This is a genomic window from Natrinema caseinilyticum (genome assembly GCF_024227435.1).
Classification (GTDB): Archaea; Halobacteriota; Halobacteria; order Halobacteriales; family Natrialbaceae; genus Natrinema; species Natrinema caseinilyticum.
In genome coordinates, this window is sequence record NZ_CP100445.1 from 1,615,760 (window position 1) to 1,638,976 (window position 23,217).

The 23,217-nt window shown below is 64.8% G+C and carries 18 protein-coding genes and 1 tRNA gene; 7 read left to right on the forward strand and 12 right to left on the reverse strand.

Features of this window, described 5'->3' with window-relative positions:
- The first annotated feature begins 38 nt into the window (after positions 1-38).
- The 4 genes from NJT13_RS07930 to NJT13_RS07945 all read left to right on the forward strand — a co-directional run bounded on the left by NJT13_RS07930 (position 39) and on the right by NJT13_RS07945 (position 6,037).
- Positions 39-1,199: an extracellular solute-binding protein gene (locus tag NJT13_RS07930; RefSeq protein WP_254525019.1), complete on the forward strand. Its 1,161-nt coding sequence runs from the start codon at positions 39-41 to the stop codon at positions 1,197-1,199.
- Positions 1,196-2,809, forward strand: coding sequence for an ABC transporter permease (locus NJT13_RS07935; protein WP_254525020.1), 1,614 nt, complete (start codon positions 1,196-1,198; stop codon positions 2,807-2,809). The genes NJT13_RS07930 and NJT13_RS07935 overlap by 4 nt, the downstream gene beginning before the upstream one ends.
- A 21-nt stretch (positions 2,810-2,830) precedes the next feature.
- Positions 2,831-4,837, forward strand: a complete 2,007-nt coding sequence (locus tag NJT13_RS07940) for an ArnT family glycosyltransferase (protein WP_254525021.1) — start codon at positions 2,831-2,833, stop codon at positions 4,835-4,837.
- A gap of 159 nt (positions 4,838-4,996) precedes the next feature.
- Positions 4,997-6,037 carry a pentapeptide repeat-containing protein gene (locus NJT13_RS07945; protein WP_254525022.1) on the forward strand — a complete coding sequence of 347 codons (1,041 nt, stop codon included), beginning with the start codon at positions 4,997-4,999 and terminating at the stop codon, positions 6,035-6,037.
- A 48-nt stretch (positions 6,038-6,085) separates the two neighbouring features.
- Here NJT13_RS07945 and NJT13_RS07950 read toward each other — a convergent pair whose 3' ends face one another.
- Positions 6,086-6,730: a dolichyl-phosphate hexose transferase gene (locus tag NJT13_RS07950; RefSeq protein ID WP_254525423.1), complete on the reverse strand. Its 645-nt coding sequence runs from the start codon at positions 6,728-6,730 to the stop codon at positions 6,086-6,088.
- Between the two features lie 293 nt (positions 6,731-7,023).
- Here NJT13_RS07950 and NJT13_RS07955 point away from each other — a divergent pair, with 293 nt between their 5' ends.
- Complete coding sequence (locus NJT13_RS07955; protein ID WP_254525023.1) at positions 7,024-8,262, forward strand: cytochrome P450; 1,239 nt, start codon at positions 7,024-7,026, stop codon at positions 8,260-8,262.
- Between the two features lie 46 nt (positions 8,263-8,308).
- Here NJT13_RS07955 and uvsE read toward each other — a convergent pair whose 3' ends face one another.
- From uvsE to NJT13_RS07975, 4 genes are all read right to left on the reverse strand, one after another.
- Positions 8,309-9,226 (reverse strand): UV DNA damage repair endonuclease UvsE, encoded by a 918-nt coding sequence (gene uvsE, locus NJT13_RS07960; RefSeq protein ID WP_256549422.1) that lies wholly within the window; start codon positions 9,224-9,226, stop codon positions 8,309-8,311.
- Between the two features lie 294 nt (positions 9,227-9,520).
- Complete coding sequence (locus NJT13_RS07965; protein ID WP_254525025.1) at positions 9,521-10,159, reverse strand: hypothetical protein; 639 nt, start codon at positions 10,157-10,159, stop codon at positions 9,521-9,523.
- Between the two features lie 85 nt (positions 10,160-10,244).
- Positions 10,245-11,882: a GMC family oxidoreductase gene (locus NJT13_RS07970; RefSeq protein ID WP_254525026.1), complete on the reverse strand. Its 1,638-nt coding sequence runs from the start codon at positions 11,880-11,882 to the stop codon at positions 10,245-10,247.
- Positions 11,879-12,400, reverse strand: coding sequence for a gluconate 2-dehydrogenase subunit 3 family protein (locus NJT13_RS07975; protein WP_254525027.1), 522 nt, complete (start codon positions 12,398-12,400; stop codon positions 11,879-11,881). Before NJT13_RS07975 ends, NJT13_RS07970 begins: the two co-directional genes overlap by 4 nt.
- A gap of 184 nt (positions 12,401-12,584) precedes the next feature.
- On the opposite strand from NJT13_RS07975, the gene NJT13_RS07980 reads away from it, so the two are divergent.
- Positions 12,585-13,778 carry an FIST signal transduction protein gene (locus NJT13_RS07980; protein WP_254525028.1) on the forward strand — a complete coding sequence of 398 codons (1,194 nt, stop codon included), beginning with the start codon at positions 12,585-12,587 and terminating at the stop codon, positions 13,776-13,778.
- Positions 13,775-15,010, forward strand: coding sequence for a sensor histidine kinase (locus NJT13_RS07985; RefSeq protein WP_254525029.1), 1,236 nt, complete (start codon positions 13,775-13,777; stop codon positions 15,008-15,010). Before NJT13_RS07980 ends, NJT13_RS07985 begins: the two co-directional genes overlap by 4 nt.
- A gap of 52 nt (positions 15,011-15,062) precedes the next feature.
- Here the strand turns inward: NJT13_RS07985 and NJT13_RS07990 are convergent, their stop codons facing one another.
- The 7 genes from NJT13_RS07990 to NJT13_RS08020 form a co-directional block, all read right to left on the reverse strand.
- Positions 15,063-15,815: an SOS response-associated peptidase gene (locus NJT13_RS07990; RefSeq protein WP_254525424.1), complete on the reverse strand. Its 753-nt coding sequence runs from the start codon at positions 15,813-15,815 to the stop codon at positions 15,063-15,065.
- Between the two features lie 585 nt (positions 15,816-16,400).
- A tRNA-Ser gene (locus NJT13_RS07995) sits at positions 16,401-16,482 on the reverse strand.
- A gap of 47 nt (positions 16,483-16,529) precedes the next feature.
- Positions 16,530-16,775 (reverse strand): DUF7981 family protein, encoded by a 246-nt coding sequence (locus NJT13_RS08000; protein WP_254525030.1) that lies wholly within the window; start codon positions 16,773-16,775, stop codon positions 16,530-16,532.
- Between the two features lie 16 nt (positions 16,776-16,791).
- Positions 16,792-17,172 (reverse strand): Rid family detoxifying hydrolase, encoded by a 381-nt coding sequence (locus tag NJT13_RS08005; RefSeq protein WP_254525031.1) that lies wholly within the window; start codon positions 17,170-17,172, stop codon positions 16,792-16,794.
- Positions 17,173-17,730: 558 nt separating this feature from the next.
- Entirely contained in the window at positions 17,731-18,942 is a 1,212-nt protein-coding gene (ilvA, locus tag NJT13_RS08010; protein ID WP_254525032.1) for a threonine ammonia-lyase, read from the reverse strand.
- Positions 18,943-19,738: 796 nt separating this feature from the next.
- The gene (citZ, locus tag NJT13_RS08015; RefSeq protein WP_254525033.1) at positions 19,739-20,887 is read right to left on the reverse strand and encodes a citrate synthase; all 1,149 of its coding nucleotides are present in this window, start codon (positions 20,885-20,887) and stop codon (positions 19,739-19,741) included.
- Between the two features lie 239 nt (positions 20,888-21,126).
- The gene (locus NJT13_RS08020) at positions 21,127-23,199 is read right to left on the reverse strand and encodes a TRAP transporter permease (RefSeq protein WP_254525034.1); all 2,073 of its coding nucleotides are present in this window, start codon (positions 23,197-23,199) and stop codon (positions 21,127-21,129) included.
- Between the last annotated feature and the right edge of the window lie 18 nt (positions 23,200-23,217).

The window sequence follows — 23,217 nt, forward strand, 5'->3', positions numbered from 1 at the left end:
TCGTCAACTATAAGGTTTTAGGTCAGCCTAAACCGAGTATGAACGGAGACAGCGGAGAGCGCGCGGTTACGCGCAGGAACGCGTTGCGAATCGGGTCCGCCCTGGGCGTCACCTCGCTCGCGGGCTGTCTGGGATTCTTCAACGACGATCAAGACGTCGAGATACCGTCACTCTCCGAGTTCCGAGGCTCCGGGACGCTCGTGGAAGGTCGACCGGCACCGGGAGGGACGTCGATAGAGGAACTCCCGGATCTCTCGGGCGACCTCGCGCTCTACATCGGCGGCGGCGAGGGTGGGATCTACTACGAGTTCGTCGAGATGTTGCAGAACATCTATCCCGATTTCACGGTCCATCCGAACGACAACGACTCGGCGTCGCTGGCCCAGACGATCGTCGAGGAAGTCGACGCCGGCGCGGCCCAGGCGGACGTGTTCTGGTCGATCGACGCCAGCTCGCTGGGGTTCGTCGCGGACAACGACGCCTACGAACCGCTCTCGGACGCTGCGGTCGACCCGGTCGCGAACGACCAGTTCGTCGGATCCGACGAGGCGTGGGCCGGCGTCGCCGGACGTGCGCGTTCCGTGCCGTACAACATCGACCAGCTGAGCGGCTCGGACGTTCCGAGCACCGTCATGGAGTTCCCGTCGACCGACGCCCTGCAGGGAACGATGGGCTGGGCACCGACGTACGGTGCGTTCAAATCGTTCGTGACGGCCATGCGGCTGATCGAAGGCGACGAGGCGACCCGTACCTGGCTGGTCGACATGCGAGACGCCGGTACCGAGCGCCGTGGCAACGAGTACGCCGTCTCCCAGGCCGTGGCTAACGGCTCCCTGGCGGCCGGGTTCGCGAACCACTACTACGCGATGCGCGTCAAAAATCAACAGCCGGACGCGCCGATCGATCTCGCCTTCACCGAAAGCGATGCCGGCGCGCTGATAAACGTCGCAGGCGCGCTGAAAGTGAAAGGGACCCAGCGGGGCGAACTCGTCGACGATTTCGTCCGCCACTTGCTCTCCTCGGAGGCACAGGAGTACTTCGCGACGATCAGTTTCGCCTACCCGATGATCGAGGGCGTCGCCCCGGTCGGTGGTCTCCCGACGATCGACGAGCTGAGCCCGCCGGATATCGACCTCGCGGAGCTATCGAACCTGGAACCGACCCTCGACCTGATGGACGACGCCGGCGTCTCAGGATGACGATCCGAGAGCAGGTCGCACGAACGGTCGAACGCGGGACGAACGGAGACGACTCTCCCGTCGACGTCGGCCTCACGCTGCTCGCTGCTGCCATCGCAGCCGTTCTGGTCCTTCCGCTTTCCTGGCTCGTCGTCGACGCCGCCGGGCTCGGGTCTCGAGCGCTCGAACTGACCGTCGACTCCCAGACCGTCGAGGTGCTGCTCCGGAGCGTCGCGCTGGTCGCGGTGGTCACCGGCGCGAGCGTCGTCATCGGCGTCCCCCTCGCGGTGTTGACCGTTCAGGGAGAGATCCCGTTTCCTCGGTTCTGGACCGTCCTCGCCGCACTGCCACTCGCCGTCCCGAGTTATCTCGGGGCGTTCGCGTTCGTCTCGGCGTTCGGACCACAGGGAGAGCTCGCCGACCTCCTCGCTCCGCTCGGCATCGACTCGATCCCGTCCGTCTACGGGTTCGCCGGGGCCGCGTTCGTGCTAACGCTGTACACCTACCCCTACGTGTTCCTGACGACGCGGGCGGCGTTGCTCTCGTTCGACGGGTCGCTCGTCGAGGCGGCGCGAACGCTCAACACCGGCCGTTGGGAGGCGTTTCGACGGGTCACGCTCCCGCAGATCCTTCCGGGGATCACGGCGGGCGCGCTGCTCGTGGCGCTGTACGCGCTCGCCGACTTCGGCACGCCAAACATCATGCGGGTCGAGGTGTTCACGCAGTTCATCTACGCTCGATACAACGCGTTCGCCCGCGACTACGCCGCGTTGCTGTCGCTCCAGTTGTTGACCGTGACGGCGATCATCCTCGCGATCGAATCCCGAATCGGCGTCGACGAGTCGGGAGCATACGAGAGCGGCGGGCACCGCGGCAGCGTCGACCTCGAGCTCGGAGCGTGGCGATACCCGGCGTTGTTGCTCCCGACCGTCGTCTCCGTGCTCGCGCTCGCGCTGCCGATCGCGATCTTCGGAATGTGGCTGTTTAGCGGTGGGCCGGGCTATCAAGTCGGACGGCTGACGTTCGAGTGGGAGTACGGTCTGAACTCGGCCTACGTCGCGCTGTTGGCCGCCGGAGCCTCCATCCTCGTCGCGCTGCCGATCGCGATCGCGTCGGCGACGGCCGATTCGCGGCTGGCGGCGCTGGCCGACCGCGCGCCGTACGTCGGGTACGCGACGCCCGGGATCGTCCTCGCGATCGCCTTACTCAGTTTCAGCCTCGACGTCATCCCCGCGATTTACAAGACGGTACCGCTGCTGGTGTTCGCGTACGTCGTCAGGTTCATGCCCCAGGCGATCGGGTCGATTCGGACGTCGACGCTGCAGGTGGATCGACAACTCCTCGAGGCGGCCCGCACGCTCGGGCGCTCGCGATTGAGTACGTTCCGGGCGGTAACGCTGCCGCTTATCTTACCGGGAGTCGCAGCCGGGGCCGCGCTGGTGTTTCTCACGACGATGAAGGAACTGCCCGCGACGCTCATGTTGCGCCCGCTGGGATTCGAGACGCTGGTGACGTACATCTGGCGGGTCGAGGAAACCGGCCTGTACGGGCAAGCGGCGGTCCCGGCGCTCGTCCTGATCGTCGTCTCCGGCCTGTCGATGGCCGTGATGCTCGCACAGGAAGGGCGGTGATGCGCCCGTGAGACTCGAACGATGAGGCGACGAACGTGGCGGGTCGCGGTCGTCGGTATCGCACTCGTCGGCGCTCTCGCCGTCTGGCTGCTCGAGACGTACACGTTTCCGTACCACTCGCTCAACCACGACGAGGGGGTCTACCTCCAGCAGGCGGCGATGGTGCTTGACGGACAGCTCTTCGTTCGACCGCCCGTCGAGGACGTCTTTCGCCCCTGGTTCTTCGTCGAAGACGGGGACCGACTGTATCCGAAGTACGCGCCCGTCCCCGCGGCCATCTTCGCGCTCGGCGAACTCCTGGGCGGGTATCGACTCGCGCTTCCGGGTATCGCGGCCGCCATACTCGCGCTCGTCGCGCTGGTCGTTCGCGAGGTTTTCGATCGGCGGACCGGCATCGCGGCCGCCGTGATCGTGCTGTGTTCGCCGCTCTTTCTGATCGAATCGGCCGTTTTCATGCCGTACGCGCCGACGACGATGCTCAACCTGACCTTCGCCTACGGCTATCTCCGAGCCGACCGAACGGACGATCGACGCTGGGCCGCGGCGGCCGGCGCGGCCATCGGATTGGCGTTTTTCTCACGACCGTACACCGCCGTGCTGTTCGCCGCGCCGTTCGTCGTCCACGCGTGCTGGACCCTTCGGGGGGATTTCCGTCAGGCCCTTCCCAGACAGACCGCGACGGCGGCGTTCGGGCTGGCGGGCGTCGGACTCGCGCTGGGTTACAACGCCGTCGTGACCGGCTCGCCGCTCGTGTTCCCCTACGAGGCGTTCGCGCCGCTGGACGGCCTCGGCTTCGGTCGCCGGCAACTTCTCGGTCCCGGAATAGAATACACCGCGGGGCTGGCGCTGCGGTCGAACGCGCTGGTACTGGCGACGTTCGCCACCGGCTGGATCGCCGGAGGAATTCTCGGCGCCGTCGTCGCCGCCGTCGGGTTCGGGGTCGCCGTCCGCCGCGGCCTCTCGCCCCGCGAATCGATCATCGCCGGACAGGTCCTCACCATCGCCGTCGGGAACGTCTACTTCTGGGGGAACCACAACATCCTCGGAGATCTCGATCGGGCCGGCGACGGCCTGATCGCCACGCACGGCCCGTACTACCACTTCGATCTCCTGGTGCCGTTCGCGGCGTTCGCCGCCGTCGGTGCACTGGCGCTCGTCGCCGCCGCCCGACGGGCGACGGATCGGAATCTCGGCCCGCAAGCGGCACGCGTCACGCTCGTCGCCGCGGTGCTCGTGAGCGCGCTCGCAGTGGGCGCCGTCACCGCGGCGAACGTCGACGAGAAAATCGATCGAAACGCGGCGGTGACCGACACCTACGAGCGGGTCTACGAGCCACTCGAGGACGCGCCGAGCGAGCGGTCGGTCGTGTTCCTTCCGACGCCGTACGGGGACTGGCTCGCCCACCCGTTCCAGGCGCTTCGCAACGATCCGGACTTCGACGGGCAGCGGGTGTACGCGATGGACGAGCGGCCGTTCGCCGTCGTCGACGAGTATCCCAACCGATCGCTGTACAGATTCGCGTATCGCGGCACCTGGGATCCGCCCGACGGGTCCCCGCGTGCGGCCCGACTGCAACCGGTCGATCACGTCGCCGGCTCGACGGTCGGACTGAACGCCACCGTCGGCGTTCCGACGGCGGCGGAGAGCGTCACCGTGACCCTCACGACGGACGAGGGGAGTGCCACGTCCGTCCTGGAGAACGTCTCGGATCGGACGAGCCTTCGGGTGATCGCCACCGACGGGGCAGTGCGATTGGGCGGGCCGGAGATCGGGGCCACCGAATCGCTCCCCCTCGACGATCGCGACGACGTCGTGCTCGACGTGTTCGTCGACCGCGGGCTCGGCGGGAGCTTCAGCTATCGGCTCGAGGTCCCGGTTCGGACGGACGGCGAGACCGTCCGTGCGCTTTCGCCCAGGGTCGAGCGGTGTAGCGGAATCCGCGATTGCGGCGGCGAAGCGGCGTACATCCCCGAGCAGTCCCCGAACGGCGTGTTCGTCCGAACCGATATCGTCGTCGTCGAAGAGTAGCGGACGCGAGCGGCGCGGCTCCAACGATCGGACGGAGCGGGATCCCCGGGGACCGGAGGAGTGAAAGCTCCGAGAGCCGCCCGGGCAGCCGTCTCGAGGGGCGGGCGACGGACACATTTCAGGCAATAGCGTTAGAGGCCGTCCGCTCCCAGCATACCTATGACCACCGAGCGGTGCGGCCACGTGACGAACAGCAGCGGGGTCGACGACGCCGGTGCGGTCTGTTGCTGGCGACCGACGTGGAGAGACGATCGGTGTCTCTGGCACACCGAGTCCGTCGTGCCGACGACTGCCTACGAGCGGCAGGCGCCCGCGCCGGGCGAGCGCCTCGACGGGGCGAACTTCGAGGGAGCGCGGCTGAACGATACCTCGATCCTCGCGGGACAGTCGCTCGTCGAGGCGGATTTTTCGAACGCGGTCGTAGACGACGCCGACCTCTCCGGGGCGGATCTCCGGCGCGCCACGTTTCGGGACGTCGACGCCCACGGCGCGTCGTTTCGGGACGCCAACCTGCACGACGCCGTGTTCGTCTTCGCCGACCTCCGCGGTGCGGACTTCCGGGGCGCACGGCTCTACCGCGCGGGCCTGACCGACGTGCGGATCAACCTCGAGACGTCGTTCAGCGAGCGCGCGGTCTACGAGGCCGAGATCGACCGAGAACTGTCGGGCGACAGCGCCGTAGAGCGTGCCGAATCCGCACAGTGGGTGTATTCGGAACTCCAGCGGCTCTACAGGGAGAACGCGTTCCCGAAGCAGGCGAACGCGTTTTACCTCCGAGAGATGGACTTTCGCCGCCGCGAGGCCTGGCGGACGGGAAACTACAGGCGCGCGATTCGGCTGGCGGGATCGCGCTGGGTCATGCGCTACGGGACGAGTCCGTGGCGCGTCGTCGCGACCTCGGTACTGCTGATTCTCGTCTGTGCGGGGCTGTACCCACTGACCGGCGGCATCCAGGAGGTCGGGACCGAGACCGCCGTGACGTACGAGATCGACGACCCCACCGAGACGCCGAGTCGCGTCCTCGGGCGGGCGTACCTGAAGAGCCTCTACTTCAGCGTGATCACCTTCGCGACGCTCGGCTACGGCGATATACAGCCGGTAGCGGGGATGGCTCGGGCCATCGCCGCGGCCGAAACCCTGCTCGGATCGCTACTGATGGCGCTGCTGGTCTTCGTCCTGACCCAGAGCGTTCGATACTGACCGTGCGCGAACGATGCGACGAACGACTGCTCCGACGTGCCCGGCCACTCAGAATCGTTCCTCGAGACAGACCGTGACGATCGACTTCGCAATCGCGGCGCCGCCCTCGATCGGGTCGAGTTTGGTCTCGCCGGCGCGTTCGCGGTACTCGATCGGGTGTTCGCGGACGTCGTAGCCTCTCAGTAGCGGCCGGATCAGGAGTTCCGCGGAGAGGCCGGTGTTTTCCGTCCATCGGATCGACTCGACGACCTCGCGGCGGTAGGCGCGCATTCCGGTCGTCGTGTCGTGGACGCGAGTGCCCATCAGGACGCTCGCGAGGGCGGCGAAGGCGTGGTTCCCGAACCGGTTGAACGCCGGCATCGCGTCGGCTCCGTGGTAGAGCCGGTCGCCGCTGACGACGTCGTAGCCCTCGTTGATCAACTCGAGGAACTCGGGGAGTTGCTCCATGGGATAGGTGTCGTCGCAGTCGGTCGTGACGACGACCGGCCTATCCGGCTCCAGGATCGCCGCGCGAACCGCGACGCCGTACCCCTGGGGGCGCTGTTCGACGACCGTCGCGCCGTGTTCGCGGGCGATTTCGGGGGTGCGGTCCGAGGAGCCGTCGACGCAGACGACCTCGGCCTTCCCGTCGGTGACGTCCTCGATATCCGATAGTACCGTGCCGATCGCCGCCTCCTCGTTGTAGGTTCCCATGACGACGCTGACGTCCTCGAACGTGTATTCCGCGTCGTGATCGCCGTGCTCGTCGCGCTCGTCGGTTCCGTCGGTCGCCTCGGTTTGCTCCCCGCTGCTCATTGGTGGAATTCGCCGCCCGCCGCACTTATGCGTTTAGGTTTGCCTAAAATGATGTCTCGAAAGTATCACGATGCCGCCGGGGCACACCGGTTACGCAGACGGGACGAGGCCGACGACTAGTACTCGACTGTATAAACCCGCCCGAATCAGAGGCGGAACCTGTAGGGAATCGTGTGACGAACCCACAACCCATGAGCGCCGGAGGACCTGGCGGCTGGATACCGCTACCGGAGCCGCTTTCGAGTCGTGACGGAAACCTCGAGCCGTTCGACTGGTTTCGAACGCAACGATCGGCACACGATCTCCGCTGGGATCCGGAACGGGAGTGCTGGGACGTCTTCACGTACGAGGCAGTCGAGCAGGTACTGTCGGACGCCGAGACGTTCGCCAACGAGCCGATCATGGGGCAGAACACGACGTTCAAGGATACGTTGCTGGCACTCGATCCGCCGGAGCACACCGAGAAACGATCGCTCGTCGAGGAGCACTTCTCATACGAGGCAGTCCAACGCTACGAGGACGACATCAGGGCGAGTGCCGACCGGTTGCTCGAGGACGCGATGGACGGTCAGTCGGGACAGTTCGATCTCGTCTCGTCGTTCGCCTATCCGTTGCCGATTTCGACCATCGCGGGGATCCTCGGGGCGTCCGAAGACGTTCGTGAGCGACTCAAGGCGGTGAGCGACGAGGCGGTGGCGGCCCCCGACTTGAGCGAGTTCGACGACGCAGACCAGTTCGTGGAAGACCAGGCCGAGGCCGTGTTCGGCATCGGCCAGTTGGTCAACGACGTCATTCTCGAGAAACGCGAGGACCCGGGCGACGATCTGGTCTCGGATCTCGCCGGATCGGACCACGGGCTCTCACACTACGAATTGCTCCGCCTGTGCGGGCTGTTGATGGTGGCCGGCCACGTCACCACCACGAACCTGATCGGGAACACGGTGCGGTGTCTGGCCGCCCGACCCGACGCGCTCGAGGCAGTGAAAGGAGCTATCGGGGATGGAGACGAGGAGCCCATCCATCGCACCGTGGAGGAGGTTCTCCGCTATCGCTCGCCAGTACAGCTAGCAGTCCGCGTCGCCACGGAAGACACCGCGGTCGCCGGACGATCGATCAGCGAGGGCGAGCCGGTCGTGGCATGGATTCAGGCCGCGAACCGGGATCCGGCGGTGTTCGACGACCCGGACACGTTCGATCACACCCGCGCTCCCAACCCGAACATCGCCTTCGGACGGGGACCGCACACGTGTCTGGGGGCCCACCTGGCGAAACTCGAGGGACGGGTCACGACCAAGGTGCTGTTCCAGCGAGTCGAGTCACTGGAGGTGATCGATACGACGCACGAACCCGTCGAGGCCCCGTTCCTGCACGGCGTCCGGGAACTGCCAGTCAGGTACGAGTGTGCCACTGGCAGGGCAGATACCTCCTGATACTGTCGGAGAGACGCGTCGACGACCGACGTTCGGGCGTTCACAGCTACGTCGGACCGACGACCGGCCCCGTTCCGTCTCGGTAGCGAAGCAACGCTCGTTCCTTCGATTTGGCTTCGAGCATCACGTCCGCGCCGTCGAGAAGCCAGTCGGGAACCGACGAGACGTACTCGGCGTGCGCCTGTGGACGCACGTCCTGCCCGTATAGCCGTGCCGGCTCGGAGTAGTGCGCGACCGGTCGCACGTCGCCCCACGTTTGCGCAGCCAGTTCGAAGGCCTCTCTGTACGTGAGTCCCCCACTCGTGAACTGGTGGTGATGGTAATCGAAGACGACGGGCACCTCGAGTGGTTCTGCGACCGCCTCGACCAGTTCGGGGACGCTCCAGAGCCCCTCCTTGTCGTCGTTTTCGACGGTGAGGCGCTTGCGGGCGGCGGGCGAGAGGCTGTTTACGGCTTCCCGGAAGTGAGCGGCCGTTGCCGCCTTGTCGTCGTAGTGGGCTCCGATGTGAACGTTGATGCTGTAGTACGGCGTTCGGGGGAGGCCGATCAAGTCGAGCCACGAGCCGTGGACTTCGAGGTCTCGAATCGAGTTCTCGACGGTCTCCGCCGACTCACTGGCGAGTTTGCACCAGTGGCTCGGGTGAAACGTAAATCGCACGTCGTTGTCTCGAATAAGCTGGCCACAGTCGGCGGCGATTCGGGCTATCTCCTCGTAGTCGGGGAGGTCGGTCAGTTCGAACTGGGAGTTCCACGGCACCAACTCCGACGTACAGCGATAGAAGGAGATGTCGTGGTCTACGTTCCAGCGCAAAATCTCAGACAGGTCGGCGAAGTTCTGAACAGCGAGTTCGGATGCGTAGGCTACGCCCCGTGACTCCCAGGTCTTCCGTTGCATCCCGCGATTGCATCGTAGCGGCGGGTCGTGTTCTCTCAACGTGAGATTCATACAGGCGTAACCCAACATCGGTGTAGCGTCTAATTCGTGCCCTGTGTAGATAACCACACGGACGAACCGAACCCGCTTCCGGCGGAAGTCAGTCTGCGGTGAGACGGGACCACGACCGTCTCCAGACTCTCGAGGCCAAAACGCTCGGGGACGCCGTCCATCGAGGGGCGGTCCGAGGACGGGCCGACCAAGCCGCTGCCCGATTCGTGCCCTGTCTCTTCCACGCGCCGAATCAGCGGCCGAGAATCTGTCAGAGTGCGCCTGCTAAACGCGGAAGATCTGGTCTGCACGAGGACCCTGCGTGATTCGAAGTCAGTACACGATGTCCCACATCGGCGTCAGCGTGATCGACTCGATATCTTCGCGATCGATATCCGTCTCGAGTTCATTTTCGCTCACCAACCGCAATACTGCCCCGCGATCGGCGTGGATCGGTTCGGCACTCGCCGCGAAGTACTCCGAGCGTCCGTCGTCCGCCGAGACTTCGACACGTAACTCCGCGCCCTCATCGTCACGGGTCCACTGATGGTCGACGTACGTCTCCCAGCACTCGCTACAGACGTCTTCGAGCTGCTCCTCGAGGTTCCCGGTGAACGAATCCGGTTCGAACGGCAAGGAATGGTGCAACACGTTTCGACAGACCGGCTCGGCTTGAACGATCGCGTCGTCCTGGTCCCTGCCGTATAGAACCAGGCAGCCATCGACGCACGCGATGGAATCGCCGTCGAAATCGGCAATCGGCTGGTCGAGTCCGTTCAGGCAATGGCTACACGTGATGTCTTCCGCCGTCACGTCCTCGTGTAATTCGAAATGTCTGTCCTCGATCGGTAATCGGACCGCATCACAGAGGCTCGACCACCCAAATCCGGTGTCTGGAGGGACGTGATTGTCGTAGAACACGTGTGTGAGACCGTCGTCAGTGGTCCAGCAGTAGGGAATCGGATGGTACATAGTGATACATCCGGGTACGAGGATATAAAAATAATTCAGTCGGCCAATCACACAACAGACGGCCTGTCGGTAGCGATTCTGCGGCTTACAGCGCCTCAGCGACGTGATCGGCGGCTTTCAACGCAAGCGCCGCGATCGTCAGCGTCGGGTTCATCGCCCCGCCAGTCGGAAAGACGCTGCTCGAGGCAATCCAGCAGTTCTCGAGGTCGTGGGTTCGGAGGGTGGGATCGACGACGCTTTCTGTCGGATCGGTTCCCATTCGGGTCGTCCCCATGTGGTGGAACGTGGGGATCGTGTTTTCGGGGCCGATCCGACCGGTGATCTCCGCGCCGAGTTCCGCGAGGATCTCCCGCTGGATTTCGTTTACCCGTTCGATCGTCCGGAGCGCGCGATCGTCCACGGACCAGTCGATGTGCGGGACGGGATTGCCCCGATCGTCGGTGCGGTCCGGATCGAGGCCGACGGAGCTGTCCTCACGGGGGAGTTGTTCGACCAGCGCGCCGATCCCGATATGGGTTCCGTAGTCGCGTCGAAGCCGCTCGAGCAGGTCGTCGCCCCAGTCGTCGCCGGAAAGCGCCATCCCGACGGGCGAGGGACCGGCGAAGTTGAAGAACTCGAGTTTGAACGGCGCGTACTGGTCGTCGGCGTCGTCGTAGAACTGGTGGGATTCGCTGGTGAGAAAGCCGACGTGATTCTGCCGGGTTGGCTCGTCTATGACGCCGTTCACGCCGGCAAAGAGGTGATCCATGAAGTACTTCCCGACGAGTCCGCTCGAGTTCGCGAGGCCGTCGGGATAGCGACTCGACTCGGAGAGCAAGAGCAGACGGGGCGTCTCGACGCCGCCACAGGCGATGACGAAGGCGTCGGCCTCCTGTCGACGCCGTTCGTCGTCGGGGGTCGCGTAGACGGCCGCCGTGACCGAGTCGGCGTCGTGCTCGAGGCGCTGGACCGGCGCGCGGTCGATCACCGTCGCGCCCGTTGCCTCGGCGCGCTCGACGTGGACGGTCGCGTCGTACTTCGCGCCGGAGGGACAGACCGGCCGACAGGTTCCGTACCCGACGCAGGCACCCCGTCCGTCGTAGGATTCGGAGTTGCGCGCGTTCGGAACGGAGTGCATCGCGATCTCGAGTTCGTCGCAGGCCTCGGCGAACAGGCCGTCGCTGTAGGACGGTGGAAACGCGGGCATCGGATGCGGCTTCTCGCGTGGCGGCGCGAACGGGTTGTCCTGGGCGCCGGCGATCCCCAGTTCTCGCTCCGCGGCGGCGTAGTAGGGGCGCAGATCGTCGTAGTCGATCGGCCAATCGGTGCCCACTCCGCGCACGCTTCGGGAGTCGAAATCGTCCTCGTGGAGTCGCATCACCATGCCCTGCCAGTGGAGCGTCGACCCGCCCACGCCCTTGACGCGGGCCAGATCGAGCGGGTAGGACCACTCGCCCGTCGTCGAGAACGCGTCGCGCTCGCCTCCGCCGTCCCAGACGTCCTGTGGGCCGTAGAACGGGCGGATCGCCCGCTCCTGTCTGGCGAGCCTGTCCGCCGAATCGAACCGCGGCCCGGCTTCCAGGATCGCGACTTTGCGGCCGGCGTCGGCGAGTCGATCCGCGACGATGCCACCCGCGGGACCGGCACCGATCACGCAGACGTCGGCGTCGTCGACCGGCGAGCGATCCGCATCGTCGTCGGTGGCACCCCCCGCCGAATCCGCGGGTGGGCGGCCGCCGCTCACGCGTCCGGCCCCCGCTGGTAGGTCTCGAGGCCGCCCGGGTAGCCCCGGGGGTTCTCGAGGCCGACCAGTTCGCCGCCCGTCGGCGAGGCGTAGAGCGCGAGCAGGAGTTCGTTGACGACGTAGTACCGAACTCGCTCGGACGGCGTCCCCTCGGGATTTTCGTCCGCGGTGTCCACGCCCACGTTCCGCAGCACCTGCTCGCGGTCGGCGACCGACAGCGCAGCGAACCCGTCCCCGTACCACACCTCGGCGTTGTCGTCCAGGTGTCCGACCGCCGCCTCCATCCCCATCGCGTGCGTTCGATCCCCGAATCGGGCCTCGAGAAACGTTTCGACGAACGTCGCCGTCCCCGAGACGTCGTCCGGGTAGACGACCGCGGCGGCCGCGATCTGTCCCTCGAGAATCCGCTCCACGTCGACCGCCGAATCGGCGCCGGGCGGGGCAACACAGCCGGACAACGACCCGCCGACACCGAGTGTTGCCAGTGCGGCGATCGCGTCTCGTCTGGTCAGCTCCATGAGATCGGATTAGGTAGACCTAAAACTTATACCCGTTGAAACGGGACTCGCCGGCGCTGATTGCACCGGTCGTGAGACCACGAATGCGACGGAGTTCGGGACGGCCCAGCCATCGAATACGCGGTGTTGGTATCGGAAATAATGTGATTTATTACCGCGGGCCTTCATTTCTCCTCGAGACGCCATGCAAACGGTCGTCGCTACGGGTCACGCGACCGGGAGTGACAGCGTTCGAGCCGGCCGGAGCGCTGCCTCCAGCGCGCTCGCCGACCTACCGTCCGATCGAGTCGACTTCTGTCACCTGTTCTGTTCGCCGGAGTACGAGTACGAGGGAGTCATCGATGGTGTCCGCGCTACGATCGGCCCCGAAGCTGAGTTGCTCGGCTGTTCTGCGGCCGGGGAGTTCACGGGGACGGACGTCGCCACCGAGAGCGTCGTCGCTGCGCTCGTTACCAGCGACTCGCTTCGCTTCTTTACGGGTCTCGGAACGGGACTCCGGACGAGCGTTCCGAACACCGTTCGCGAAGCGGTCGCCGATCTTCCGACGACCGTCAGCGGCTATCCGTATCTCTCCGCGATTAGCCTCCACGACGGGCTCAGCGGGGTCGGCGAACAGCTCGCACTGGTCGCCCAGCAGAAACTCGGCCCCAGGGTGAGCGTCGTCGGCGGCGCGGCCTCCGACCGGTACGAGCAGGATTCGACACACGTCTTCAGAAACGACACGGTCGCCGAGGACGCCATCGGAATCGCCCTCGTCGCCTCGACGGAGCGGCTCCCGATCGCGGTCGGCCACGGCCACGAGCCGATTTCTGAGCCGGTCACGGTGACGGCGGCCGACGGGTGCGTCGTCTCCGAACTCGACGGTCGGCCGGCCTACGAGGTCTGGGAGTCGGCAGTCAGAGAGCGCGTCAGGGCGGAATTCGGCGTCGAGATCGACAGCGTCCCACCGACCGGAACGGAAATGCTCAGAATTATGGGAGCCTTCGAGTTCGGCGTCGATCAGGGCGGATCGTACAAGATCAGATGGCCGAGAGTCGAGGCCGACGACGGGACGCTTCGCTTCGCCGTCGAAATCCCGGAGGGGACGGTGCTTCGAGTGATGTACGGGAGTCCCGACTCGCAGATCGAGTCGGCACGCGACACCATCCGCGAAGCGATGGGCGAGACCGACGCCGCGATCGCCGGGGCGTTCGTCTACGATTGCGCGTGTCGAGAGATCATCCTCGAGGATCGGTTCCCGGAAGCGGTCACCGCGATGCGCGAGGAACTCGGAGCGCCCCTCTGTGGGTACGAGACCTACGGAGAGATGTGTCTGCAGATGGGACAACTCAGCGGCTTTCACAACACCTCGAGCGTCGTCATGCTCCTCCCGAAATGAAAACGGATCACGAGCAACTCGTCTCGAAGTTCAGCCAGACGGTCGGCGTCGAGAAGGCCGAAGCCGTCGTCGCGGCGAGCGCTGAGACCATCGGTCTCGAGCGGAAAGAGTACTACACGCCACACGAACTCGAGGACCTCTGTTCCGTGATTGCGGACCGCTACGAGGGTTACATCGCCATCGTCGCCCAGGAGATCCGCGTCCATCAGCAGGCCCAGCAGCGATTCGAGGCGTTGCTCGAGCGGATCTCCGATCCGGTCGTCGTCGTCGAGTTCGAAGGCGACGAGCCGATCGTCACGTGGCTCAATCCGGCGTTTCAGGAGACGTTCGGCTACGGATCGAGAGCTATCGGAACGGCGCTGTCCGAACTCATCGTTCCCGGTGACGGCCCCACGAGCGGGATCGATCACTGGCTGCGGTCGTCCGAAAACGGTCAGGAACTCCGGCGAAAAACGGCGGACGGTGACGTTCGAACGTTCATCTTCCGACCCGTGACCGTCACCAGGGAGGGCGGCCGCGTCGAGGGGTACGGCATCTACGTCGATATCACGGACCGCAAACGCCGAGAACGCATGCTCGAGAATCAGACCGAGCAACTCGAGCAGTTCGCGAGCGTCGTCAGTCACGACCTCCGAAACCCGCTGAACGTCGCCCAGGGACATCTCATTCTCGCGCGAGAACACGCCGAATCGTCGCGCGTTCGCGACTCCTTGGACAGCATCGAAGAGTCACACGACCGCATGAGTTCGCTCATAGACACCCTCCTGACGCTCGCCCGCGACGGCCAGCGCGTCGAGGACCCGCGTCCGGTTTGGCTCTCGCAGGCCGTGACCGCCGCCTGGTCCCACGTCGACACCCGCGACGCGACGCTCCGGACCGAGGCGCTCGAGGAAGTCGCGGTCGCGGCCGACGAAAGTCGTCTCATCCAACTGCTCGAGAATCTCGTTCGAAATTCCGTCGAACACGGGTCATCGTCACCCACAGTCCGGATCGGGCTCCTGCGGGAGAATACCGACCCGGTCGGCTTCTACGTCGAAGACGATGGTCCCGGTATTCCGGACGAGGCTCGAGAGCGAATCTTCACGCACGGCTTTTCGACCCAGGAGGACGGGACCGGGTTCGGGCTGACCATCGTCCAGACTATCGCGGACGCACACGACTGGACCGTCACGCTCGCGGACACCGACGGCGGTGCCAGGTTCGAGGTGACCGCCGTCGAATTTCGATCCTGAATCGGCTCGCGGACCGACCACTCCCGCTATCTGACCGCGAACTGACCGCCCCTCACACCGGTTCGAGAAGCGAGGGGACGTCGTTCGATGGATCGTTTACGGCCGTCGAAACCGGATCGGCACGCATCCCTTCGGCCGGGTACGGCTCGAGCAGTTCACCTGGATCGTCGGCCGATAACCACCGCTCCTCGGCGTCGGGATCGAGGATCACCGCCATCCGGTGGTGGAAGTCCGAGACGATTTCGTTCGGCTCCGTCGTGAGTATCGTAAACGTCTCGAGCGGTCCCGTCTCGGATTCGGGTTCCGCGCCGCCGCCAAAGGCGTCGAGTCCCGTCTGGGTCGTGTCCGGTTCCCAGCGCTCCCAGAGGCCCGCCATCGCGAAGACGCGGTCGTCCTCGAAGGTGACGCGATAGGGTTGGGTTCCGTTCTCGGTGTCGACCCATTCGTAGAAGCCGTCGGCGGGCACCAGGCACCTGCGCCGGGCGTAGGTCTCGCGGAAACTCGGTTTCTCGTCGACTGATTCCGCTCGAGCGTTGATCAATCCGCCGGCGTCGTCGTCGGCCCACGACGGCACCAGCCCCCACTCGAGGCGTCGGATCGTCTCCGGGTCCTCGCCGGTGATCACCGGCAACTCCTGGCCGGGAGCCGCGTTGTATCGCGGGACGAACGCCGACGCGGACCCGGAATCGGAGGCCCGAGCCGATCGAGAATCCGAATCCGATTCGGGGCCACCATCCCGAAACCGGGCGTCGAATCGCGCCTCGAGATCGTCCTGCTCGACGACGAGCGTGTATCGGCCGCACATGTCTCCCTCGACGGTCCGGAGTGTCTTAGCCTGTCCGCCCGTCACCGACCGAGTCGAGGCGGGACGGAATCCCGGACCGACGAACCGCCGATCGCTCGATAGTCAGTATGGGGTTCTTACTCCGGTCGTCCCGTCGAGTACGGCCCCCGTTACCATATCCGATCCCGACGCAGCCATCGTCGGGGTCATCATGGAAGACCGATACGAAATGGTGGTGTGTCAGAGCGGCAATCTCCGACTCAGGGATCCGGATGACCCCGATCGCTGGATCGCGACCGACTCTCCTGTGGAGATCGAACAGTAATCCGGCGCCTCCTTCGCGTACCCCTACCTTCCGTCCGTGTCCGGCCGACTGTTGAACCGACGTTGAACGCCGTGTCCGGCCGACTATGGGTCCAGTGGGTGACGCGCCGCACGAAGGGCGCCACGAAAGCGCAAGGAGAGAGATTCGAACGGAGGCGAGACGGTCGGCCTCGCTCCGTTCGGTCGAAGGCGACTCGGTTGCTCGAACCCCGTACGCGGCGTAGTCGTGCGTTCGCGTTACTCGCGCCGCCACGCGACGCTCGGAGGATACAACTGCGAAAACGCCAGGACAGGGATTTGAACCCTGAATCCCGAAAGGGAACACGCTTTCCAGGCGTGCGCCTTACCGTTCGGCCATCCTGGCCCAGGTGATTCTTACTCCGTCCGTCGTTTAACTGTTACGAGACGAAGTCACGTCCCGCGACGCCGTCTCGCCCACGCGGCGAGTCGCGACTCGAGCAGGTACGACCCGAGCGTGGTTGCGAGCCCGACGAGCGTCGCGAGTGCGAGCCCCTGGGCCATCGTGACGATCGGCTCCCGGACGAGCGCGGCGCCCTGAACGAGGACGAGGACCGAGAGGAAGCCTATCGCGCCCCACAGGGCGGCGGATTTCGCGTACGGATCGATCCCCCTCTTCCCAGCCGGATGGCCGCTCACGCGTCGCTCACCGCCGTCACTCGAGGCTCGCGACGGCTTCGATCTCGATCCCGACGCCCTTCGGGAGGGCGGCGACCTCGACGGCGCTGCGAGCCGGCGGTTCGTCGTCGAAGTACGCGGCGTAGGTCTCGTTCATCGCGTCGAAATCGTCGATGTCATCGAGGAAGACGGTCACCGTGAGGATATCCGCGGACGTCGCGTCCGCCTCGTCGAGGACGGCGTCGAGGTTGTAGAGGGCCTGCTCCGTCTGTGCCTCGATGGATTCGTCGGCGAGTACCTCGCCGTCGGCCGTCATCGGTATCTGTCCGGCCGTAAACAGCAGCGAGTCGTTTCCTACCGCCTGGCTGTAGGCACCGACCGCAGCCGGTGCGTCGTCGGTCTCGATGATTCGTTTCATACCCGGACGGTATCGCCGGCCGCGCATAAAGCCTCGAGATCCGCGGACGTCGGCGGGGAAAATCGGGCGGTGGCTCGAGCGCCGGAACGCGGGTGGCCGCAGTTTCGTCGGCCTCGACCGCGGTCAGACCGGTCGCCGAACCGAGCGTCGGGAACGGGAGTGGCCGCGACGAGCGCGACCGCTGTCCCCGTCAGGTCACCCGCTCCAAGAACTGCGGCGCGGTCGCGTCCGCGGCAGGTCACGAGAGCGTAACCACTGCCTAACGCGACGGTGGAGCCCCTCCGACCGCGTCGATCCCCGAGCGATACGACCGATCACCGCCGCTCGCCAGGATCGATGCACGCGGGACGTCTATCCGACTTGCGAGGACTGGGTTCACCATGGACCCTTTCGGGCCCGTGCCCGGTCGAACCTATTTACTCGACGTCCGATGGGAACGCGTCGGTTCTCGAGCGACAGGAGCCGCTTCCGGCGCTACCGACGTCGCGTTTCGAGCGGGACGGAATCCGGCGACCGGACGGGCGAGATTCGGAAAGCCGATAGCGGAGCTGAACCCACTCAGGCGAGGACGTCGACCGTGTACCCCGCCTCACGAAGGTCCGAAAGGAAGGAATCGACGTGGTCGGGACCGCGCATCTCGAGTTCGATTTCGACTTCCGTGTCGCTCATTTCGACCTCGCGAGACGTTCGGTCGTGGTGGATCGCGTAGATGTTCGCCCGGTGGGCGGTGAAGATCTCGAGCAAGTCTTCGAGCGCGCCCGGCCGGTCTTTCAGAACGGTTCTGATCTTCAGATAGCGACCGGTTTCCACCAGTCCGCGGATGACGACGTTGGTCAGCGTGTTGAGGTCGATGTTTCCACCGCAAAGCGCAGGAACGATGACCTCGTCCTCCTCGTACTCGAATTTCTCGAAGAGGACCGCTGCGAGGGGAACCGCACCCGCGCCCTCGACGAGCGTCTTCGAACGCTCGAGCAGGTAGACTAGCGCGACCGCGATTTCGGGGTCCGAGACGGTGACCACTTCGTCCACGTACTCCCGGATGTACGGGAACGTCTGCTCGCCGATACTGCGGGTCGCGATCCCGTCCGCGATCGTATCGACCTCCTCGATCGAGACGCGTTCACCGGCCTCGAGCGAGTCGGCAGCGCTCGAGGCACCCTCGGCCTGGACGCCGATCACTCGCGCGTCCGGTCGCTGCTCCTTGATGGCGGTCGCGATTCCGCTGATGAGTCCGCCGCCGCCGATGGGGACGACGACCGTCTCGACATCGGGGCAATCGTCGACGATCTCGAGGCCGATCGTTCCCTGACCGGCCATCACGTACTCGTCGTCGAAGGCGTGGACGTACGTCCGTCCTTCCTCGCGTTCGATTTCGTGTGCGCGCTCGGCGGCCGCGTCGTAATCACGACCCGCGAGGACGATGTCGGCGCCGTAGCTCACGGTCGCCTTGACCTTCGAGATCGGCGCGTATTCGGGCATGACGATCTTCGAGTCGACGCCCGCTCGCGTGGCCGCGAGCGCGACGCCCTGGGCGTGGTTGCCCGCGCTCGCGGTCACGACGCCCGCGGCCTTCTGCTCCTCGGACAGCGTCGCGATCCGGTTCGTCGCGCCGCGGATCTTGAACGCCCCCGTGCGCTGGAAGTTCTCCAGTTTCAGTCGGATATCGGCTCCAGTCATCGCCGAGTACGTGTGTGAGCGCTCGAGCGGCGTCCGTCGAGAGGTTTCTCGCACCCGCTCGCGGGCCTCCAGAATATCTGTGAGTTCGAGCATACGCCCGTCTACTCGGCGGACGGAGTAAGGGTTACTGTCGGGGTTGGAAGAGCCGCGGCTCAGTGTGCAGTTGGATCACTGTCGGGGTCGGAAGAGCCGAGCGAGCGGCCCTACCGACGACCCCCAACAGGGATGTGCTGCCAACTGTGGGCAGCACGACAGGGAATACAGGGAATGCACGGCGTGTGTCGTGCGAATAAAGAAGGGAACCCATAGCATATAAATCTCATGCACCCGAGGCGAAAGTGAAAACGCAAGACTGCACGGCGAGAAGTTGCACGTCAGACGTAGGAATGACGAGTGTCATCCGCAAATGATTGCAAAAATGTATCTTATTGAAGCAAACGTTCGATACTGGTTTCGTTATCGCTCTCTCGCAATTCATATAACCTCAGTATCAAGTAAGAGATGGCCATCAACTGTTTGCCACTTCAACACACACTTCGGCCACATTACCACTATCGAGTCGAATTCGGGAAATCGATTCCGATGCGTCCGTGGACCACGGTTCTGTATCGCGGATAATGTCAGTCGGCTAATCTATCACCGGACGACGTGAGGCCCTGAACTGGGATGAGACAGCGGATATGACACTCCTCACCGTCACGAGACGGACTACGGCGACTCGAAACACGTTCGCCATACGTTTTCGATGGCCGTCTCGGGACCGCCGGCTCGAGAAACCGGACGGGTCTCTGGAATTACCGGAGGCGTTCCCGGCGACTGGAGCGAGAGAAATCGAGTCGAATCGCGGCGTGAACGCACGATTCTGTCGAGGGAGAAATCGGGTTCCCGGTTACCGGTCACCGAGCGGAACGAATTCCTGATCCTGCGGGCCGGTGTATCGGGCGCGCGGGCGGATGAGACGGTTGTCCTGCTGGTATTCGAGGACGTGTGCGATCCAGCCGCCGACGCGGCTCATCGCGAAGATCGGGGTGTACATGTCGATCGGGATGCCGAGCTGGTAGTACACCGATCCCGAATAGAAGTCGACGTTCGGCGCGATACCCTTCTCGGTGAGCCCTTTCTCCTCGGAGAGGTACTGTTCGATGGTGGTCGTGTAATCGTACCACTTGCTCTCGCCGTTTTCGGCGAGTTCCTCGCTGCGTTCCTGGAGGATCTTCGCGCGCGGGTCTTTGACGTTGTAGACGCGGTGACCGAAGCCGGGGATGCGCCGTCCCTCCTCGGTGGCTTGCTCGACCCACTCGCGGTGGTCGAGATCGCTTTCGTCGATCTCGATCAGGACTTCCATGACGTCCTGATTCGCGCCGCCGTGGAGCGGACCGGAAAGGGCACTGATGCCGCCTGTGACCGCGCTGTAGATGTCCGCCATCGTCGAGCCGATAACCATCGAGGTAAACGTCGAAGCGTTCAGACCGTGGTCCGCGTGGAGGATCAACGCCTGATCGAACGTCTCGGCTGCGATATCGTCCGGCTCCTCGCCGGACAGCATGTAGAGGAAATTCGCCGCGAGTCCCAGGTCGGGGTGGGGAGCGATCGGGTCTTCGCCGAGGCGGTAGCGCTCGAACGCGGCCAGCGCCGTCGGAATCTTGGCCGTGATCCGACGACCCTTCCGAAGCGTCGCCTCGAGGTCCTCGGGATCGGCGTCGTCTTCGGGCTCGTAGGCCGAAAACATCGACACCGCAGTCCGCAGGGCGGCCATCGGCTGTTCGTCGCTGGCCGCGAGTTTCTCCATCGTCTCCAGGACGTCGTCGTCGACCTCGCGTTCGTTCATGAGCGCGTCCGAAAACGGCTCGAGTTCGTCGTTGGATGGGAGATGACCGTTCCAGAGCAAGTAGAGGACTTCTTCGTAGCTCGCGCCGCGGGCGAGGTCCTCGATCGTGTGGCCGCGATAGATCAGGCGGCCGGCGTCACCGTCGATCGAACTGAGTTCCGATTCGGCAACCAACACACCCTCGAGCCCTTTCTTGAGGTCGTCAGACATACTCAGGGATTTCGGACCCCAATGGAAAAGTATTATCGTTTGCCCGGTGACGGTTGTCAGTCCGCCGGACGTGTGTTTTCGCCGGTTCGACTTCGGTAGCGGGAGAGCGGCCCTGGCTCGAACGAACACGCTGTCAGTCGCTCCCCGGCCGACCACCGCGGTCGTCTGCGCAACTGTTCGCCCGGCTATCGAACCGTTTCGACCGCACGGAAGAAGGCCGACCGACGCACCGAGACCGATCAGGGCTGGCCGCGTCGGTTAGCGTCGGTAACCGCCTCGGTCGGATTCGACTGCCCGAGCGTCATCTGAACGCCGTACAGGACGATGACGAGTGCAAGCGCGCCGAGTTGCACGATCCGGTCGGGGTGAACCATCGCGACGATACCGGCCGCGAAAAACACGATTCTGAGCCCGATCGTTGGCCCTCGATCGAACGGGAATCGATAGTTGATGCCGTGGATGATCGCGACCGACCCCAGCAGCGCGATGACGCCGGCGGTCAACGCGGCCGTGCTGAACTCGCCCGAGACCATCGCCGGATGGTAGACGAAGGCGAAGGGGAGGACGAAAAGCGGCGCGGATATTTTGATCGCCTCGAGACAGGTCCGCCAGAAGTTCCCGCCGGCGATCCCCGTCGCGACCGCGACACAGGTCGCGATCGGCGGCGTCAGCCCGGCCAGAATCGCCGCGTAGAAGACGAAGTAGTGCGCGGCGAGGTCAGGAACGAGGAACTGATTGATGAGCGTCGGCGCGATCAGCAGTGCGACCACCGTGTAGGACGCCGTGGTCGGCATGCCGAGGCCGAGCAGGATACAGATGACCATCGCGAGGAAGAACGCGATGAGGGGGACGCCCCCGGAGAGATCCATCAGCGTGAGCGAGATCGCCGTCGGAACGCCGGTCGCCATCAAGATGTCGACGACGCCGTTGATCGCCGCCAGAATAATCGTGATCGGCGCGACCACGATAACGCCCTGGCGGAACCCTTCGATCGTCTGCTTGAAGGTATGGACGACCGTTCCGCCGAGATCGTCGCCTTCGAGTCCTGCTTTTATCAACGGAATCACGATCCCGAGGGCGATCATCGAGACGGCGGTCTGCAGCGCCGCCGTCATCACCGTCACCTGGACGATGCCGAGCTGATACACCAGGATGACCAGCGGCACGCCGTACTTGACGGACTCGAGGAGGCCGTCCTGCCGACTCAGTTTTTCGTCGAACAGGCCGCTCATGGAGGGGTCGTCGATCTGGGGGGTCGCCACGTAGTGGACGGCGATGAAGATCGAGACCACGAGAATCGCGGCGGGGATGAGGCCCGCGATAATGACGTCGCCGTACGTGAGTCCGGTTATCAGCGAGGCCATGATGAACGCACCGGCGCCCATGACCGGGGGAAGTACCTGACCGGACGTCGAGGCGACCGCTTCGATCCCGCCGGCGGTCTCGGGTTTGATACCGCTTTTCTTCATGAGCGGGATCGTAAACGACCCGGTCATTCCGGCGTTTGCCGTCTGGCTGCCGTTGACCGAGCCGATAACCGCGCTCGCGAGGACCGCGGTCTGGGCGATCCCGGAATCGATATACGTCGCGGAGCGAACGGCGATCCGGAGGATGAGGTCGAACGCGCCGTAGGCCTTCAACAGCCCCGCGTACAACAGGAACAGCGCGATCCAAGCTGCGACGAGCTGGGTCAGGAAGCCGTAGAAACCGTCACCGCTGATGGCGAGGATCCGCAGCGTTCGCTCGGGCGTGAGCCCGCCGTGGCTGAGCGTCCCGGACAGGTACGGGCCGGCGAACCCGTACCCGATACCGCCGAGGACGACGACCAGGAACGTTACCCCGAACGACCGCCACGTGAGGTAGATCATCACGAGCGAGATCGCAAGCGCGAGCGCGATCTCGTAGCCGTAGGCCTGGCCGGCGCGAGTGTAGACCAGGTCCTGAAAGCTCGTGAACAGATACACCGTCCCGATCGTGACTACCACGCCCGACACGGCCAGCATCGCCGTCTCGAGCCAGTTCTTTTCCTCGAGCGTATCCGGAAGCTCGATCAGCAGGTACAACAGGAGAACGCCGCCGAGAAAGAGGGTGCCGTACCGGGGGCGGTCCATCATCTGCGTCTCGGAGTACCAGAAGACGAGCAGCCAGAACGGGATCGAGCCGAGAATCACAGCCCACTCGAACTTTCCGCGGAGTCCATCGGCGACGGACAGCGGGTCACCGGTTTCGAGGACGTCCGCGTCGGCGGCGGGCGAGACGTCCGCCGTCCCGTCGGCAGCATCGTCAGTGCTCGCGTTGTCGTTAGTTACCATTTGTCTGGGTTACGAAAG

Coding starts and splice junctions, on each gene's coding strand:
- NJT13_RS07985 (WP_254525029.1), top strand. CDS start 13,775: ATGAAAACGGATCACGAGCAACTCGTCTCGAAGTTCAGCCAGACGGTC.
- citZ (WP_254525033.1), bottom strand. CDS start 20,887: ATGTCTGACGACCTCAAGAAAGGGCTCGAGGGTGTGTTGGTTGCCGAA.
- uvsE (WP_256549422.1), bottom strand. CDS start 9,226: ATGTTGGGTTACGCCTGTATGAATCTCACGTTGAGAGAACACGACCCG.
- NJT13_RS08020 (WP_254525034.1), bottom strand. CDS start 23,199: ATGGTAACTAACGACAACGCGAGCACTGACGATGCTGCCGACGGGACG.
- NJT13_RS07950 (WP_254525423.1), bottom strand. CDS start 6,730: ATGGGAACCTACAACGAGGAGGCGGCGATCGGCACGGTACTATCGGAT.
- NJT13_RS07980 (WP_254525028.1), top strand. CDS start 12,585: ATGCAAACGGTCGTCGCTACGGGTCACGCGACCGGGAGTGACAGCGTT.
- NJT13_RS07990 (WP_254525424.1), bottom strand. CDS start 15,815: ATGTGCGGCCGATACACGCTCGTCGTCGAGCAGGACGATCTCGAGGCG.
- NJT13_RS07945 (WP_254525022.1), top strand. CDS start 4,997: ATGACCACCGAGCGGTGCGGCCACGTGACGAACAGCAGCGGGGTCGAC.
- NJT13_RS07965 (WP_254525025.1), bottom strand. CDS start 10,159: ATGTACCATCCGATTCCCTACTGCTGGACCACTGACGACGGTCTCACA.
- NJT13_RS07955 (WP_254525023.1), top strand. CDS start 7,024: ATGAGCGCCGGAGGACCTGGCGGCTGGATACCGCTACCGGAGCCGCTT.
- NJT13_RS07930 (WP_254525019.1), top strand. CDS start 39: ATGAACGGAGACAGCGGAGAGCGCGCGGTTACGCGCAGGAACGCGTTG.
- NJT13_RS07935 (WP_254525020.1), top strand. CDS start 1,196: ATGACGATCCGAGAGCAGGTCGCACGAACGGTCGAACGCGGGACGAAC.
- ilvA (WP_254525032.1), bottom strand. CDS start 18,942: ATGCTCGAACTCACAGATATTCTGGAGGCCCGCGAGCGGGTGCGAGAA.
- NJT13_RS08005 (WP_254525031.1), bottom strand. CDS start 17,172: ATGAAACGAATCATCGAGACCGACGACGCACCGGCTGCGGTCGGTGCC.
- NJT13_RS07940 (WP_254525021.1), top strand. CDS start 2,831: ATGAGGCGACGAACGTGGCGGGTCGCGGTCGTCGGTATCGCACTCGTC.
- NJT13_RS07975 (WP_254525027.1), bottom strand. CDS start 12,400: ATGGAGCTGACCAGACGAGACGCGATCGCCGCACTGGCAACACTCGGT.